At 61.7% G+C, this 15,587-nt stretch carries 18 protein-coding genes and 1 tRNA gene; 5 read left to right on the top strand and 14 right to left on the bottom strand.

Annotated elements, in window-relative coordinates; genetic code table 11:
- Positions 1 to 71 precede the first annotated feature (71 nt).
- Positions 72 to 147, bottom strand: a tRNA-Lys gene (locus G6N78_RS13965).
- Between the two features lie 131 nt (positions 148 to 278).
- A complete protein-coding gene (locus G6N78_RS13960; RefSeq protein WP_206531574.1) occupies positions 279 to 539 on the bottom strand; it encodes a DUF2171 domain-containing protein in 261 nt (86 codons plus the stop codon).
- Between the two features lie 259 nt (positions 540 to 798).
- On the opposite strand from G6N78_RS13960, the gene G6N78_RS13955 reads away from it, so the two are divergent.
- From G6N78_RS13955 to G6N78_RS13940, 4 genes are all read left to right on the top strand, one after another.
- On the top strand, positions 799 to 2,106 hold the full coding sequence (locus G6N78_RS13955; protein ID WP_165219416.1) for an efflux RND transporter periplasmic adaptor subunit: 1,308 nt from the start codon (positions 799 to 801) through the stop codon (positions 2,104 to 2,106).
- 13 nt (positions 2,107 to 2,119) lie between these two features.
- Positions 2,120 to 2,836, top strand: a complete 717-nt coding sequence (locus G6N78_RS13950; protein WP_165219414.1) for an ABC transporter ATP-binding protein — start codon at positions 2,120 to 2,122, stop codon at positions 2,834 to 2,836.
- Positions 2,826 to 4,028, top strand: a complete 1,203-nt coding sequence (locus G6N78_RS13945) for an ABC transporter permease (RefSeq protein ID WP_165219412.1) — start codon at positions 2,826 to 2,828, stop codon at positions 4,026 to 4,028. The genes G6N78_RS13950 and G6N78_RS13945 overlap by 11 nt, the downstream gene beginning before the upstream one ends.
- Positions 4,029 to 4,170: 142 nt before the next feature.
- The gene (locus G6N78_RS13940) at positions 4,171 to 4,743 is read left to right on the top strand and encodes a GntR family transcriptional regulator (protein WP_234905968.1); all 573 of its coding nucleotides are present in this window, start codon (positions 4,171 to 4,173) and stop codon (positions 4,741 to 4,743) included.
- Positions 4,744 to 4,774: 31 nt separating this feature from the next.
- Here the strand turns inward: G6N78_RS13940 and sufA are convergent, their stop codons facing one another.
- The 11 genes from sufA to G6N78_RS13885 form a co-directional block, all read right to left on the bottom strand.
- A complete protein-coding gene (gene sufA / locus G6N78_RS13935; RefSeq protein ID WP_165219408.1) occupies positions 4,775 to 5,167 on the bottom strand; it encodes a Fe-S cluster assembly scaffold SufA in 393 nt (130 codons plus the stop codon).
- A gap of 93 nt (positions 5,168 to 5,260) precedes the next feature.
- On the bottom strand, positions 5,261 to 5,548 hold the full coding sequence (locus tag G6N78_RS13930; RefSeq protein WP_165219406.1) for a type II toxin-antitoxin system RelE/ParE family toxin: 288 nt from the start codon (positions 5,546 to 5,548) through the stop codon (positions 5,261 to 5,263).
- Positions 5,545 to 5,823, bottom strand: a complete 279-nt coding sequence (locus tag G6N78_RS13925; RefSeq protein ID WP_165219404.1) for a ribbon-helix-helix domain-containing protein — start codon at positions 5,821 to 5,823, stop codon at positions 5,545 to 5,547. Before G6N78_RS13925 ends, G6N78_RS13930 begins: the two co-directional genes overlap by 4 nt.
- Positions 5,824 to 5,871: 48 nt before the next feature.
- The gene (locus G6N78_RS13920; RefSeq protein WP_165219402.1) at positions 5,872 to 6,252 is read right to left on the bottom strand and encodes an SUF system Fe-S cluster assembly protein; all 381 of its coding nucleotides are present in this window, start codon (positions 6,250 to 6,252) and stop codon (positions 5,872 to 5,874) included.
- A 10-nt stretch (positions 6,253 to 6,262) separates the two neighbouring features.
- A complete protein-coding gene (locus tag G6N78_RS13915) occupies positions 6,263 to 7,483 on the bottom strand; it encodes a cysteine desulfurase (RefSeq protein ID WP_165219400.1) in 1,221 nt (406 codons plus the stop codon).
- A gap of 87 nt (positions 7,484 to 7,570) precedes the next feature.
- Entirely contained in the window at positions 7,571 to 8,845 is a 1,275-nt protein-coding gene (sufD, locus tag G6N78_RS13910) for a Fe-S cluster assembly protein SufD (protein ID WP_165219398.1), read from the bottom strand.
- Positions 8,846 to 8,871: 26 nt separating this feature from the next.
- Positions 8,872 to 9,627 carry a Fe-S cluster assembly ATPase SufC gene (gene sufC / locus G6N78_RS13905; protein ID WP_165219396.1) on the bottom strand — a complete coding sequence of 252 codons (756 nt, stop codon included), beginning with the start codon at positions 9,625 to 9,627 and terminating at the stop codon, positions 8,872 to 8,874.
- 78 nt (positions 9,628 to 9,705) lie between these two features.
- On the bottom strand, positions 9,706 to 10,110 hold the full coding sequence (locus tag G6N78_RS13900; protein WP_165219394.1) for a HEPN domain-containing protein: 405 nt from the start codon (positions 10,108 to 10,110) through the stop codon (positions 9,706 to 9,708).
- Entirely contained in the window at positions 10,107 to 10,487 is a 381-nt protein-coding gene (locus tag G6N78_RS13895; protein ID WP_165219392.1) for a nucleotidyltransferase family protein, read from the bottom strand. The genes G6N78_RS13900 and G6N78_RS13895 overlap by 4 nt, the downstream gene beginning before the upstream one ends.
- Complete coding sequence (gene sufB, locus G6N78_RS13890; protein WP_165219390.1) at positions 10,487 to 11,956, bottom strand: Fe-S cluster assembly protein SufB; 1,470 nt, start codon at positions 11,954 to 11,956, stop codon at positions 10,487 to 10,489. The genes G6N78_RS13895 and sufB overlap by 1 nt, the downstream gene beginning before the upstream one ends.
- 141 nt (positions 11,957 to 12,097) lie before the next feature.
- Positions 12,098 to 13,264, bottom strand: coding sequence for a cysteine desulfurase family protein (locus G6N78_RS13885; RefSeq protein WP_165219388.1), 1,167 nt, complete (start codon positions 13,262 to 13,264; stop codon positions 12,098 to 12,100).
- Between the two features lie 210 nt (positions 13,265 to 13,474).
- On the opposite strand from G6N78_RS13885, the gene G6N78_RS13880 reads away from it, so the two are divergent.
- The gene (locus G6N78_RS13880) at positions 13,475 to 14,152 is read left to right on the top strand and encodes an alpha/beta hydrolase (RefSeq protein WP_165219386.1); all 678 of its coding nucleotides are present in this window, start codon (positions 13,475 to 13,477) and stop codon (positions 14,150 to 14,152) included.
- Between the two features lie 64 nt (positions 14,153 to 14,216).
- Here G6N78_RS13880 and G6N78_RS13875 read toward each other — a convergent pair whose 3' ends face one another.
- Positions 14,217 to 15,389: a GGDEF domain-containing protein gene (locus tag G6N78_RS13875; protein WP_165219384.1), complete on the bottom strand. Its 1,173-nt coding sequence runs from the start codon at positions 15,387 to 15,389 to the stop codon at positions 14,217 to 14,219.
- Between the last annotated feature and the right edge of the window lie 198 nt (positions 15,390 to 15,587).

Below are 15,587 nucleotides of genomic sequence, written 5' to 3'. Positions count from 1 at the left end.
TCAGGGCCAAACCACAACAGAAGTGTGGAAACGCCGGTACGAAATGCAATTCAAAGGGGAAATGTTGAAAGTGGTGAGAGCGCAGGGATTCGAACCCTGGACCTACTGATTAAAAGTCAGTTGCTCTACCGGCTGAGCTACGCTCTCACGCAACGGAGCAAATCAGCCCCGCCGAAAGTGCGCGGAACATATGCGGCGTGTTTCCCGCGGTCAACCCGCGGGAAACAAAAAACTGCCGGTTTTGTCCACAGGCAGGGACGCGATAATCGGCCGTCGCGTCAATGCGCCGGGCGACCGCCGCCTTCTTCTTCGAAATCCACGGCAGAGGCCCCTGAAGCCGACAGGCGGACGCGGTTGCCTTCGATATCGGCGACGAGTGCGAGGGGAATGAAATGGTGGTGCCCCTCATGGCTGCCCTCGCCGCTGTCCTTCTTGGTCAGCTTGATACGGTTGCCTTCGACGCGGTCCACGGTGCCGACATGGACGCCGTCTGCGCCGATCACTTCCTGATGTTCCTGAATGCGGTTCTGGTCGATCATGACTATCTCCTTCCATACTGTCTCAGGCAAGAACGAGAATACGGTGAAAAAGATGCCCCCGGCGCAAAAGAAAAGCCGATCGCCTCTCCCTTGCCCACCGCGTGCGGGGCAATGACTGCCACGCACACCTTACGGTTTTTTCATTTGGCGCGTGGCGGTGGACATGCCATCTGCACTCAAGAAACCATAGCGTGCGTATGTATCGCCGGGGCATTGCCCTGCAGCGCCTTGTGCAACTCAGGATCATGGGTGACCGACTTTGACCGATCAGACAGGGGCAGCTGGCCAGAAGATCCCGGAGAGCGCACCCGATCTTGCTGCTATCCTCGCCGCTTCGAAGGGCAAACGCCGGCGCTCGCGCTGGTTCGTCTGGCCGCTGACGCTTGCCATCCTGGTGGGCGGCGGTGCCGGCGCCTACCTCTACCTCAACCAGGATGGCCCGGCCTTCACCTATACGACGCAACCCGTCAAGCGCGGCGATCTCTCGGTCATCGTCACGGCGACCGGCTCGCTGGAGCCGACCGACCAGGTCGATATCTCCAGCGAATTGTCGGGAACGGTGCGCAAGGTCAACGTCACCTACAATAGTCCCGTCAAGGCCGGCGAGGTGCTCGCCGAACTCGATACGAACAAGCTGCAGGCGGATGTGCAGAGCGCCCGCGCCAAGCTTGCCTCCGCCAAGGCGAGTGTCGTGAAGGCGGATGCCGAACTCAACTCGGCACGCATCAAGCTGGAGCGCCTGCGCTCGCTCGTCGACAAGAGCATCTCCAGCCAGCAGGATCTCGATACGGCGCAATACGCCTATGATTCGGCCCAGGCGACGAAGGAGATGAACGAAAGCTCGGTTCTCTCCTCGGAAGCCGATCTCAGGCTCGCCGAAGTGAACCTCGCCAAGGCGAGGATCCTCTCGCCGATCGACGGCGTCGTCCTGACGCGGGATGTCGATCCGGGCCAGACGGTTGCCTCCTCGCTCTCGGCGCCGGTCCTCTTCACCATTGCCGGTGACCTGAAGCGCATGGAACTGCAGGTGTCCGTCGATGAGGCGGATGTCGGCCAGGTGCGGGAAAACCAGCCGGCGACCTTCACCGTCGACGCCTATTCAGACCGCAGCTTTCCGGCGCGCATCCAGCAGGTCCGCTTCGCCTCGGAAACGGTGTCGAACGTCGTCACCTACAAGGCCATCCTTTCGGTCGATAACGAAGACCTGCTTTTGCGTCCTGGCATGACCGCGACGGCCGACATCACCGTCCAGTCCGTCAAGGATACGCTGCTGGTGCCGAACGGGGCGCTGCGCTATTCGCCGCCCGCCACCGCGCAACGCGGCAGCGGCAACATCCTCAGCCGCCTCTTCCGCCCGCCGCGTCCGCCCGGTACCGGCCGCAACCGCAATCAGCAGCAGGATCAGAACAGTCCAACCCGCAGGCCCGTCTTTGTGCTGAAGGGCGGCGAGCCGCAGCGCGTGATGATCGAAACCGGCGCCACCGACGGCCAGTTTACCATCGTCAAGTCGGGTGACCTGCAGGAAGGCGACACGCTGATCACATCTGCCACCGCCCGCTCGAACTGAGGTCACGCCGGATATGCAGGCCTCGCCCCTCATCGAGTTTCGTCAGGTTTCCCGCTATTATGGCCGCGGCGAAGCGACGATCCGCGCGCTCGACCGGGTGGATCTGTCGATTTCTGCCGGTCAGTTCGTCTCCATCATGGGCCCGTCCGGCTCCGGCAAATCAACTGCCATGAACATTCTCGGCTGTCTCGACGTGCCCTCTTCCGGCGACTATCTGTTTCAGGGGGTGCCCACCAGCGGTTTCGATCGCCAGCAGTTGACGCTTTTGCGCCGGCATATGCTGGGTTTCGTCTTCCAGGGCTTCAATCTGCTCGCCCGCACATCCGCGGTCGAAAACGTCGAACTGCCGCTCGTCTATCGCGGCATGGAAGGCAGGGAGCGCCGGAAGCTCGCACTCGCGGCGCTGGAACAGGTCGGACTGAAGGGCCGCGAGGATCACACCACGCAGGAACTCTCAGGCGGCCAGCAGCAACGCGTCGCGATTGCCCGCGCCATCGTCACCAGCCCCGCCGTCCTTCTGGCCGACGAACCGACAGGCAATCTGGATACGAAAACGAGCGTCGAGATCATGGATCTCATTACCCGGCTGAACCGTGAGCAAGGCATTACCGTCATCATGGTGACCCACGAGGAAGATATCGCCGCCTACGCCTCGCGGCAGTTGCGTTTCGTTGATGGCAGGCTGGCCTCCGACAGCGCCGCCGGAGAGGAGCCCGCCCATGCTGTTTGAAACTGTTCGACTGGCCTGGCGGGCGATCAGCCGCAACCTGCTGCGCTCCTTCCTCACCGTGCTCGGCGTGGTCATCGGCGTTGCCGCCGTCATCGCCATGGTCACCGTCGGCAATGGCACCACCGCACAGGTGCGCCAGGAACTGTCGCGGCTTGGCACCAACACGCTCTTCGTGCGCCCGGGCCAGTGGGGCCCTGGCCGCGCCAGCACGGAGGCCAAACGCTTCAACGATTCGGACGTGGTCGCCATCCGCGACCAGATGACCGGTCTTAGGGCGGTGGCCCCCATCAACCGCAGCACCGCCACCGTGATTGCCGGCGGACAGAACCGTTCGACCAGCATTATCGGCACCACGAATGACTATCTGGTGGCGCAGGACTGGACGCTGGCGCTTGGCCGTGAATTCCTGCCATCAGAGGAACGCGGCACCGCTGCCTGCATCATCGGCCAGACCGTGCGGCGCGAACTGTTTGGTTCGGCCGATCCGGTCGGCCTCACCATCCGCGTCGGCAACGTCGCCTGCCCGGTCATCGGCGTGCTGACTACCAAGGGCCAGTCCGGCATGGGCGACGACCAGGACGATACCGTTTTGATGCCGCTGAAGCTGCACCAGCGGCGCCTGGGCGGCACCACCACCATCTCCAGCATCACCCTCTCGGCAGAAAACGGCGTTTCGACCGCCAAGGTGCAGGCGGACGTCGAAAGCCTGCTCCGGGAACGCCGGCGCATCGCCATCGGCAAGGATGACGATTTCTCCGTCAACGACATGACGCAGATCGCCTCCGCCATGACCGGCACCACGACGCTGCTGACCGGTCTGCTCGGCGCCGTCGCGGCCGTCAGCCTGCTGGTCGGCGGCATCGGCATCATGAACATCATGCTGGTCTCGGTAACGGAACGGACACGCGAGATCGGCATCAGGCTCGCGATCGGCGCGCTGGAGGGACAGGTGCTCACCCAGTTCCTGGTGGAGGCAGTCATGCTATCCGTCTTCGGCGGCGTCACCGGCATTCTCGCCGGCCTGGGCCTCGCCTACGGGGTGGTGAGCCTACTCAACGTTCCCTTTGTCGCAAGCCCGACGATCATTGCTGTGGCCTTTGCCTTTTCAGCGCTGATCGGCGTGGTGTTCGGCTATTTTCCCGCCCGGCGGGCTGCGCAACTGAACCCGACCGAGGCCCTGCGACACGAATAACAGCAAGCCTGATATATCAAGCCGGTCCAGATCCTGGTTTGTCAGAAAGCGTTTACTGATATATCAATAAGGGATGGAGATTTTCGACACGCCGCCGTCACCCGACTCGCTATCCCGCCAAGCCTACCGAGCGCTCGAGCAGATGATCGTGACACTGAGGCTTTCCCCCGGCGCGCTCGTCACCGAAAAACAGCTGATCGAGTTGGCCGGCCATGGCCGGACCCCGGTGCGCGAGGCCATCCAGAAACTCGAGTGGCAGGGGTTGATTGTCGTCAGGCCCCGGATCGGACTGCAGATCAGCGACATCGTTGCCTCCGATCACCGGGAAATTCTGGCCGTGAGACGCCGTCTCGAACCCTACGCCGCCTCTCTTGTGGCGACTCATGCCGATGACCGTCAACGGGAACGCCTGATTGGCTGCGCGCGTGACATGGGCGCCGCAGCCGCCCTGTCGGACATGCATGCGTTTCTTTCGGCCGACAAGCGGTTCGACGATCTGGTGGAAGAAGCCTGCCCCAACCGTTTCCTGACCGGATCGCTCGCAGCGCTCCAAACCCATTCGCGGCGGCTCTGGTTTGCGACGGCGACGCTCGAGGCCATGGATCGCTCCGTCGGCCTGCATGTCAGCGTCATCCGCGCCATTCAAAAAGAGGATGCAGCGGAAGCAGCCGCCGCGACGGAACGGCTGCTGGATTACCTTGCGGAAAAACTGTGAGATCGCAAAGTCACGGTCACTCCGGCGTTAGTCAGGCCGGCGTCGCCTCGCCTGCCCGCTCGCGTGCTAGGGCCGCGAGATCTGCCGGCTTGAGTTCGACCGATTCGCCGCAACCGCAGGCCGAGGTCTGGTTCGGGTTGATGAAGGTGAAGCCGGACCGCATCTTCGTCACTTCGAAATCCATCTGCGTGCCGAGAAGATAAAGCACCGCCGACGGCTCGATCCAGACCCGGGCGCCATCGTGTTCGATCAGATCGTCCTTGCCGTTTGGCTCGGTCACCAGATCGACCGTATACTCCATGCCCGCGCATCCGCCCTTCTTGATGCCGACGCGAATGCCCTTCGCATCTGGGCCGGATTTTTCGACGATCGCCTTCACGCGGCTTGCTGCGGCATCGGTCATGGTCATCACTGCAAAGCCCATGGGCTCATTCTCCTTCACGCCATCCGGGTTCAAGGCCCGGCGGTTTCTTGTCTCAATGTAGGCATATCGCCCCGCCCGATCAATAACCCCACGTCAACGGACAAGTTTCGGCCAGTCGCGGGCGGCATGAAGGACGCGGAGGATTTCGACGCCGTCGCCGTGAACTCGATAGAAGATCAGATAGCCGTCCTTTGGAAACATTTGCGTCTTCAGCTGCGGCGTCTCTCGCGCAGTCCCGATACCGGGCATGGATCCGATCATGGCAAACGTTGCGTAGATCTCCTCCTGCCAACGAAGTGCAGCTTTCGGGTTTCGCTGTCCAATGTACGACATCACATCGTAGACGTCTCGTTCAGCTTGTGGCCGAAGACGATAGCTCATCCAGCTTTCGTCCCGAACTCACGCTCAAACTGGTCACGCAGCCGGCGAAAGGATTCCTCCCCATCAATCGGCTCGCCGCTGTCGATCCCTTCCTGGATCAGCGCATCCAATTCGTCGGGCGTAAAATTCGCCAAAAGCCGCCGGACCTGGAAGGCATTCAGCGCCGCCGACACCACCTCGTCTGCGGATTGGAATTCGCCGCTTTCGAGAACGCTTTCGACAATCTCGGACATGTCCTCGGTCAGTTCGATGCGAATGGGATGCGCGCGCGCCATGATGCAGACTCCGCTTCGATGCGGCCCCAGACTAACGCATCGGCCGGTTCAATACCAGCCGACGGCCACCTGCGCCTCTTCCGACATGCGCTCCGGCGTCCACGGCGGATCGAACGTCATCTCGACCTCGACGCCGGACACGCCTTCCACGGCACTGACGGCATTTTCGACCCAGCCCGGCATTTCGCCGGCGACCGGACAGCCGGGGGCCGTCAGCGTCATGACGATCTTCACCATGCGGTCATCTTCGATGTCGATCTTGTAGACGAGACCGAGCTCGAAAATATCCGCCGGGATTTCCGGATCGTAGACGGTTTTCAGTGCCGCGACGATATCATCCGACAGACGGGCAAGTTCGTCTGCCGGGATCGGTGAATTGATGATTCCTTCGCGGGCATCCCACTTCGGAATAGTTTCTTCGGTCGACATATGTCTGTCCTCAGGCAAAGAAGTTGCGCGCATAATCCAGCGCATCGGCCAGCGCATCCACTTCGGCGCGCGTGTTGTACATGGCAAAGGAAGCTCGGCAAGTAGACGTGACGCCGAACCGTTTCAAGAGCGGCGTGGCACAATGGGTGCCGGCGCGCACCGCGACCCCCTTGCGGTCGATCACCATCGATACGTCATGAGCATGGATGCCGGCGAGCTCGAAGGAGAAGATCGCCCCCTTGCCCGGTGCATTGCCGATGATGCGCAGCGAATTGATCGCCGTCAGCCGTTCGGTGGCATAGACCGTCAGATCCGCCTCGTGCGCGGCAATCGCGCCTCGGCCGATTTTGTCCATGTAGTCCAGCGCGTAGCCGAGGCCAATCGCCTGCACGATCGGCGGCGTGCCCGCCTCGAACCGGTGTGGCGGATCGTTATAGGTGACGAAATCCTGATCGACGTCGATGATCATCTCGCCGCCGCCCTGGAAGGGGCGCATCTGCTGGAGGCGCTCCTTCTTGCCGTAAAGCACACCGATTCCCGACGGACCATAGAGCTTGTGGCCGGTCATGACATACCAGTCACAATCGAGATCCTGGACGTCCACGGGCATGTGCACGGCGCCCTGGCTGCCATCGACGAGCACCGGAATATCCCGTTCCCGGGCGATGCGGCAGACCTCCTTGATCGGCACGACGGTTCCGAGCGCATTCGACATATGCGTCATGGCGATCAGCCGCGTCTTTTCCGTCAGGCACTTTTCGAAGTCTTCGAGATGAAACGCGCCATCCTCATCCACCGGCACCCAGACCAGTTTCACGCCCTGCCGTTCGCGCAAGAAATGCCAGGGCACGATGTTGGAGTGGTGCTCCATGATCGTCAGGACGATCTCGTCGCCTTCCTTCAGGTGCGGCATGGCAAAGCCGTACGCCACCGTGTTGATCGCTTCGGTGGAGTTCTTGGTGAAGACAATGTCATCGATCGAGGGGGCGTTCAGGAAGCGCCGCACCTTTTCGCGCGCGGCCTCGTAGGCCTCGGTGGCGGCATTCGACAGGTAATGCAGGCCGCGATGCACATTGGCATATTCGGCGGAATAGGCATGCGAGATCGCGTCGATCACGCTCTGCGGCTTCTGCGCCGAGGCGCCATTGTCCAGGTAGACGAGCGGCTTGCCGTGCACCATCGTGGTGAGGATCGGAAAATCGCGACGGATCGCGTCGACATCATAGGTCATGGATTGGCCATCCCGTAAATTCAGCGGAACGATCGCCCGCCGTGAACATGACGGCGACCGGAGGAGCCCCCGACCGCCGGCATCGTGTCAGGCGTGTCTGTCCAGCCAGCGGCTGACGATCGCCTCAAGTGCCTCGACGAGCGCCTCGTCCTCGAGTTCCTCGACGATCTCTGCGACAAAGGCGTTCACCAGCATGGCGCGCGCCTTGCTGCGCGGAATGCCGCGGGCCATCAGGTAATAGAGATGGTTGTCGTCGATATCGGCAACCGTCGCCCCGTGACCGCACTGCACGTCATCGGCGAAGATCTCGAGCTCCGGCTTGGCGGAGAACTCGGCATCGTCCGACATGAGAAGCGTGTTGCAGGCCATGCGGGCATCGGTCTTCTGCGCATCGAGCGCCACCTTGATCATGCCCTGGAACACGCCGCGGGCACGATCGAACACCACGTTGCGGAAGATTTCCGTCGAGGTCGTGTTCGGCACGTTGTGGCCGAGAACCAGCGTCACATCAGTATGCGTGTCGCCGCCGAGCAGGTTGACGCCGCGCAACTGCAGGTCGGAGCCTTCGCCCGCCACGTCGATGCGCAGTTCCTGGCGCACAAGCTTGCCGCCGGCATTGATGACGAAGAGGCGCAACTTGGCATTTTCACCGACACGAATGCGCACCTGGCCGAGATGGGTATCGGCAGCGCCCTGCTCCTGCAGCACAATCCAGGTCACGTCGGCGCCATCCTCAAGCGAAATGTCGCTGACGGTGGAGACAAGCGCCTGGCCATCGGTGCTCGCAATATGGCGTTCGATAACGGTTGCCTTGGAGCGGGCACCGAAGCTCACCGGGAAACGGGTATGCACCTGGCCTGCACCGTGCAGCGCCTGGATCTCGATCGGCTGCGCTATCTCGGCACCTTCCGGAAACTCCAGCACATAACCGTCGCGCACGAAGCTGCCATTGACCTTGCCGATCGTATCGTCGCGGTCGATGACGGAAAGGCCAGGCGCCGCGGTGCCCTCACGTAACATATCCGCAAAGGAGCCGAGGACGATGCCATCGACGGCGGCCCTGGAATCGCTTTTGCCATCACGCATCACGATCACGGACGCCGTCTCGACGAGCGCTGCCGGTGCGGCAAACGCCTCGGCCGGCTGCGCTGCCGGAACGGCGCGCAGCAGCGTCTTTAAGTCGGTGTAATGCCAGGCTTCCACCCGGCGCGTCGGAAGACCGTTGGTCTTCAGGTCCTCCAGCAGCCGATCGCGTGCGCTGATCACGGCCCCATTGCCCGGCAGGTCGCCGACCTGCTGGTTATAGGATTCGATCAGCGCAGATTCCGCGGCGGTCAGCCGGCTTGTGGTCTGCATGTTCATGCCAAAGATCCTTTCGCCACTGCCCTTTAGGCCGCTTCGCCGATGATGTCGGAGTAGCCGTTGGCTTCCAGTTCGAGCGCCAGATTCTTGTCGCCCGTGCGGATGATCTGGCCCTTGTAGAGAACGTGGACCGTATCCGGCACGATGTAGTCGAGCAGGCGCTGGTAGTGGGTAATGACGATCACGGCACGGTCCGGCGATTTCAGCGCGTTGACGCCGTCGGCAACGATCTTCAGCGCGTCGATGTCGAGGCCGGAATCGGTTTCATCAAGCACGCAGAGTTTTGGTTCCAGCAGCGCCATCTGCAGGATCTCGGCGCGCTTCTTCTCGCCACCGGAGAAGCCGACGTTCAGCGGGCGCTTCAGCATGTCCGGGTTGATCTTCAACTCGGCAGCAGCCTCCTTGACGCGGCGCATGAAGTCCGGCGTCGTCAGTTCCGCCTCGCCGCGCGCCTTGCGCTGCTCGTTCATCGCCACCTTCAGGAACTGCATGGTGGCCACGCCCGGAATTTCGACCGGATACTGGAAGGCGAGGAAGATGCCTTTGGCCGCACGCTCGGCCGGATCCAGGTCGAGAATATTCTCGCCGTTGTAAAGGATCTCGCCTTCGGTCACCTCGTAATCTTCGCGGCCGGAGAGAATATAGGAGAGCGTCGACTTGCCCGAACCGTTCGGGCCCATGATCGCCGCCACTTCGCCGGCCTTCACGGTGAGGTTCAGACCACGGATGATTTCGGTGCCGTCTTCGGCGATGCGGGCGTGCAGGTTCTTGATTTCAAGCATGTCTCTGTTCCTGTTCATAGGGCGGTTCAAGAGCCGCCTATTTCAACCATTTCCACCAGGGTTCGTTTGACCAGCGCCTCAGGCAAACTTCGTCAGAACGGCACCGGCGTCCCTCTTCAACTCTTCGACCTCGCCGAGAAGAAACATCAGGCGATCCCGATTGATCGTCCCGATAGTCCCTGTCGGGCTCGGATAGCGGTACCGCGTCGCAGCCACCGAAAGCTCGTCCAGTGCGCTGAACCGTTTCCGCCAGTCTCCCGCCTCCGTCAAAAGGGAAGCGAGTTGCTGAATATTGTGTGTCGGGCCACTCGCGACCTCCTGCATTTCGAGCAGACCCCGCAGCAGTTTCTCAAGGCACTGCTGGAGAAAGTAAGCCGCCTGCTCCGGATGCGTGTCGATCAGCAGCCGTGCGGCCTCGAATTCCTTCTCGGCAAGCGTCGCAAAGGCAGACACTCGCTTGCGACGGATCTCCTCGGCTTTCATGGCCTGCTCCCGAAGATCAAACGTCCTTCATCGACAATCCGTCGCACGATGGAAGTGTTGAGATCCAGCGAAGCCATGAAGGTCGCATAATCGCACGGTACGACATCAGCCCCGACACCCGTCCCCATCAGCGGCGCGTAGACCTTGTCGTAATCATCGCTGTCGAAACTGCCGTTCTCCTTCGCCACGACCAACACGTCGAAATCGCTGTCCGGACGCGCATCGCCCCGACCGCGACTGCCAAAGAGCCAGATCATCTCCGGATCGAGCGCCTCCACCAGCCGGCGGATGATCTCCGCCAGCACGGCATCCTCGCTGCCAAACGAACCGTAATTCGCCCGGACCTGCGGAACACTCTGATGGAGATCCGCCGTCATCACCCCACGCTACCTTCCAGCGAAATCCCGATCAGCTTCTGCGCTTCCACGGCGAACTCCATCGGCAGTTCCTGAATGACTTCCTTGACGAAGCCGTTGACGATCAGCGCGATCGCCGCCTCTTCCGGAATGCCGCGCTGCAGGCAGTAGAACAGCTGGTCCTCGGAGATCTTCGAGGTGGTCGCCTCGTGCTCGAACTGCGCCGACGAATTCTTCGCCTCGATATAGGGCACCGTATGCGCGCCACAGCGGTCGCCGATCAGAAGCGAATCGCACTGCGTGAAGTTGCGGGCATTGTTGGCCTTGCGATGCGCAGACACCTGGCCGCGATAGGTATTCTGCGACACACCGGCGGCAATGCCCTTGGAGATGATGCGGCTCGACGTGTTCTTGCCGAGATGGATCATCTTCGTGCCGCTGTCGATCTGCTGGTGACCATTCGACACGGCAATCGAGTAGAACTCGCCGCGGCTGTCGTCACCGCGCAGGATGCAGCTCGGATATTTCCAGGTAATCGCAGACCCGGTTTCCACCTGCGTCCAGGAGATTTTCGAGCGGTTGCCGCGGCAATCGCCACGCTTGGTGACGAAGTTGTAGATGCCACCCTTGCCCTGCTTGTCGCCCGGATACCAGTTCTGGACCGTCGAATATTTGATCTCGGCATCGTCCATCGCCACGAGCTCGACGACGGCCGCATGCAACTGGTTCTCGTCGCGCTGCGGCGCCGTGCAGCCTTCGAGGTAGGAGACGTATGCCCCCTCGTCGGCAATGATCAGCGTGCGCTCGAACTGGCCGGTGTTCTTCTCGTTGATGCGGAAATAGGTCGACAGCTCCATCGGGCATCGAACGCCCTTCGGCACGTAGACGAAGGAGCCGTCCGTGAAGACCGCCGAGTTCAAGGTGGCGTAATAATTGTCGGTCGTCGGGACGACGGAGCCGAGATATGTCTTCACCAGATCCGGATATTCGCGAATGGCCTCCGAAATCGACATGAAGATCACGCCGGCCTTCGCAAGTTCCTTCTTGAAGGTCGTCACGACGGACACGCTGTCGAACACGGCATCCACGGCGACGCGCGGCTTGTCGACGCCGGCCAGGATCTCCTGTTCCTTCAGCGGAATGCCGAGCTTCTCATAGACCTTCAGCAGCTCCGGATCGACCTCTTCCAGCGACTTCGGACCAGACGTGGTCTTCGGCGCCGCATAATAATAGATGTCGTTGAAATCGATCTTCGGGTAATCGACACGCGCCCAGGTGGGCTCCTCCATTGTCAGCCAGCGGCGATAGGCGTCGAGACGCCATTCGAGCATCCAGTCCGGCTCCTGCTTTTTGGCAGAGATGAAACGGATGATCTCTTCCGACAGGCCCTTGGGAGCCTTCTCGACTTCGATCTCGGTCTCGAAACCGTATTTGTACTGGTCGACATCGATCTGGCGAACCTGATCGATGGTTTCCTGCACGGCAGCCATGGTCATTCTCCAATCTTGCCGGAATCAAGGGTCCGGCAGCTTGTCTGGTCTTGGCGGGATCCGCCTTCATGTAGGCGCCAGAAGGCGTTTTTCCCACCTTTTGGCAAGCAGATTTTTGCGTTTCCTCAATTAAGGGAACGCTCAAGCCGCCCGGCCGGCGGCACCACGCCGCGCGGCGATTTTCGTAAACGCGGCCAGTGCCGCATCGATATCGTCGTCCACCGTTCCCGGTCCGAGCGAGATACGCAGCGCCCCCATGTCCGGATCGCAGCCCATGGCCGCCAGCACATGGCTTTGCCCCAGCTTGCCGGAAGAGCAGGCCGAACCGGCAGACAGCGCGATACCCTCGAGATCGAACGCGATCTGTCCCGTTTCCGATTTCAGCCCCGGCAACGTGAAGAAGGTGGTGTTGGCCACACGCGCCACATCCGATCCGTGGATGACAACGTCCGTCGCCACCGCCCGCATGCCGCTCTCCAGACGGGCACGCAGTGCTTCGAGGCGAAGGGCAGAAACCGCGCGGTCGGCCGCGGCAACCTCCGCGGCAGCTCCGAAGCCGACGATGCCGGGAAAATTCTCGGTGCCGGAGCGATGCCCCTTCTCCTGGCCACCGCCGTGGATCAGCGGGCGCGGCATCATCACCTCACCGCGGGAAACGAGCGCGCCGACGCCTTTCGGCCCGCCGATCTTGTGGGAGGAGAGGATCAGGAAATCCGCATCCAGTTCAGCCATGTCAACGGCAATGCGACCGACCGCCTGAACCGCGTCAACCACCAGCAACCCGCCCTTGGCATGCACGATCTTCGCCGCCTCCGCGACCGGCTGAATAACGCCGGTCTCGTTGTTGACGAGCATCAGCGCCACCATCGGCAGTCCGGTTGCGCCGTCGTGCGCATCCAGAAGCGCGGCCAGTGCGCCAAGATCAAGCAGGCCTTGGCGCGTCACCGGCACGTCCGTCACGTCGGCCTTGGCGAATCGCCCGCCCTCGCGGATCGCCGGGTGTTCGATCGCCGAGACATAGAGCCGCCCGATGATAAGCGGCGCGCGGCCCATGCGGTAATCCGGGGTGAGCACGAAGTTGGCCGCTTCGGTGGCACCGCTGGTAAAGGTCACATGCTGCGGATCGGCGCCGACGAGGGAGGCGACCTGACGCCTGGCGCGGTCGATGCCGGCGCGCGCGGCCCGTCCCTCACCATGCACGGACGAGGCGTTGCCCGGCAGATCGTAAGCCTTCAGCATGGCACGCCTTGCCGCATCGCCAAGCGGCGCGGTCGCGTTCCAGTCCAGATATGCCCGTCTTCTTGCCATTGTCCGTCGCGGTTCCAGGTCTAGATCAGCAGACACGACGCATTTCCCTTGAAATTTTCGTCGCGCATGCCGTATGAGACGACCAACTGGGCGGTTAACCGCCCCAAGTTTCGAATGGTTCTAAACTGTTTCTAGAAAAGGTGAGCGGCTTCGTCAAGTCAAAGCCGTCATGAAACGGTTGGAATCGTCAAAAAGCTGACCGGAGTCACGATGCCCGAAGTCATTTTCAACGGCCCTGCCGGCCGTCTCGAAGGCCGCTACCAGCCGTCGAAGGAAAAAAACGCGCCGATCGCCCTCATCCTGCACCCGCACCCGCAGTTCGGCGGCACGATGAACAACCAGATCGTTTACCAGCTGTTCTACATGTTCCAGAAGCGCGGTTTTACGACGCTGCGGTTCAATTTCCGCGGCATCGGTCGCAGCCAGGGCGAGTTCGACCATGGCGCCGGCGAACTGTCGGACGCAGCGTCCGCGCTGGACTGGGTGCAGAGCCTGCATCCCGATTCGAAGAGCTGTTGGGTCGCCGGTTATTCCTTCGGCGCCTGGATCGGCATGCAGCTCCTGATGCGCCGCCCGGAAATCGAAGGCTTCCTGTCGATTGCGCCGCAGCCGAACATCTATGACTTCTCGTTCCTTGCCCCCTGCCCGTCCTCCGGCCTGATCATCAATGGCGATTCGGACAAGGTCGCACCGGAGAAGGACGTCAACACGCTGGTCGAAAAGCTGAAGACCCAGAAGGGTATCCTCATCACCCACCGCACGATCGAAGGAGCCAACCACTTCTTCAACGGTCAGGTGGAGCATCTGATGGGTGAATGCGAAGATTATCTCGACCGTCGCCTGAACGGCGAACTGGTGCCGGAACCGGCCGCCAAGCGCATCCGCTGAGCCTCGCGCGGATTAATCGATGAAAAGCGGTCCTTTGGGGCCGTTTTTTTGTGCCTGATGACTTTTACAGCATCACCAGCGAGACGCCGCTGCGCTCTCGGTGGCTGCGCACGCAGTTGCGGCCGGAGGCCTTCGCTTCGTAGAGCGCACCATCGGCATTGCGGATCGCAGCCGGAAGCTCCACCGCATTGTGGAAGGCGGCCACACCAAAACTGGCCGTCATGCGAAAACCCTGCGGCATGCTGGGCAGCGCCTGCACGGCAAACGAACCGCGCACCGCCTGGGCGAACATCAGCGCCGCATCGGAGGGCACGCCGGGAAGCAGCACGCAGAATTCCTCGCCGCCCAGCCGGCCGATCACCGCATTCTCCGGGGCGCTCGCGCGCAGCAATTCGGCAAAGGCCCGGATCACGCAATCGCCGGAATAGTGGCCATAGGTATCGTTGACCTTCTTGAAGTGATCGAGATCGCACAGCACCACCGCATGCGGACCGCGCATACGCCGCAGCGCTGCCTCGCAGTGATTGTCGAAACCGCGGCGGTTCAGAACCTCCGACAGTGCATCCACCTCGGAATTGCTGCGTTCCTCGGCCATGATTTCCAGCACGAAGACGGAGAGCAGCATCAGGCCGATGATCACGACGAACACGCCCGTCAGGCTCTGCGAGACGAGCGCGTAGTAGGAATGCACGTAATCCGCCGCCGTCTGCCCCGCTCCCACCTCAACGGCGGCCACCGCCTTCACCAGGAACTGCAGCCCCGCGGCCAGCAACAGGACCGCCATCACCCTGTCGATCGCCGTGCGGCGGGAGGAACGCAGGACTGCCGCCGCGCTGACGAAAATCGCCAGTGCAAACGGCGTCTGGTAGCCGAGAGAATGCTCCCAGGAGCCGCGCGGCAGGTCGTAGATGATGAGATCGAGGCCGATGGAGATGCAGAAGAATGTGACGAGAAGCACGGGGCTGGCCGGCACCCCGTAAAGACGACCGATTCCCACCCGGATCAGCAAAAGCCCGGCAAGAACGGTGGCGAAGGCGGCGACCGCAAACAATTTCACCCATCCGGTATGGGCGACCAACAGTTCCGAGATGGTCGAAAAGGACGCCACGGCGTAGGCCGCAGCAATCCACAGCGCCGCGGTACGCGACCGGCTGCGGGTGGAAACGATCAGAAACACGACCGCGAACGATAAGCCGATCGAAAAATTCACGACCAGGAAAAAATCGGCTCCGTTCATCCCGGCTCCCATGCATGCGCGTCTGCTGATATTGAAGTCTCGAACTTAATGTCGTGAAAAGAAGGAACCGTTAACATTTGCCGGGGAGCTTGCCCGGCACGCGACGGAGCGCGCGATAGAGCAGCGCTTTGAGGCTCACTTTTGAGGTGATTCTGTTGAAAAACAGTGTTAGAGGCCGGCCTCACACTGTTCCAAGCC

It is taken from the genome of Allorhizobium pseudoryzae, assembly GCF_011046245.1.
Classification (GTDB): Bacteria; Pseudomonadota; Alphaproteobacteria; order Rhizobiales; family Rhizobiaceae; genus Neorhizobium; species Neorhizobium pseudoryzae.
The sequence above is the reverse complement of the archived record's forward strand: the minus strand, read 5'-3'. Positions and strand labels throughout refer to the sequence as shown.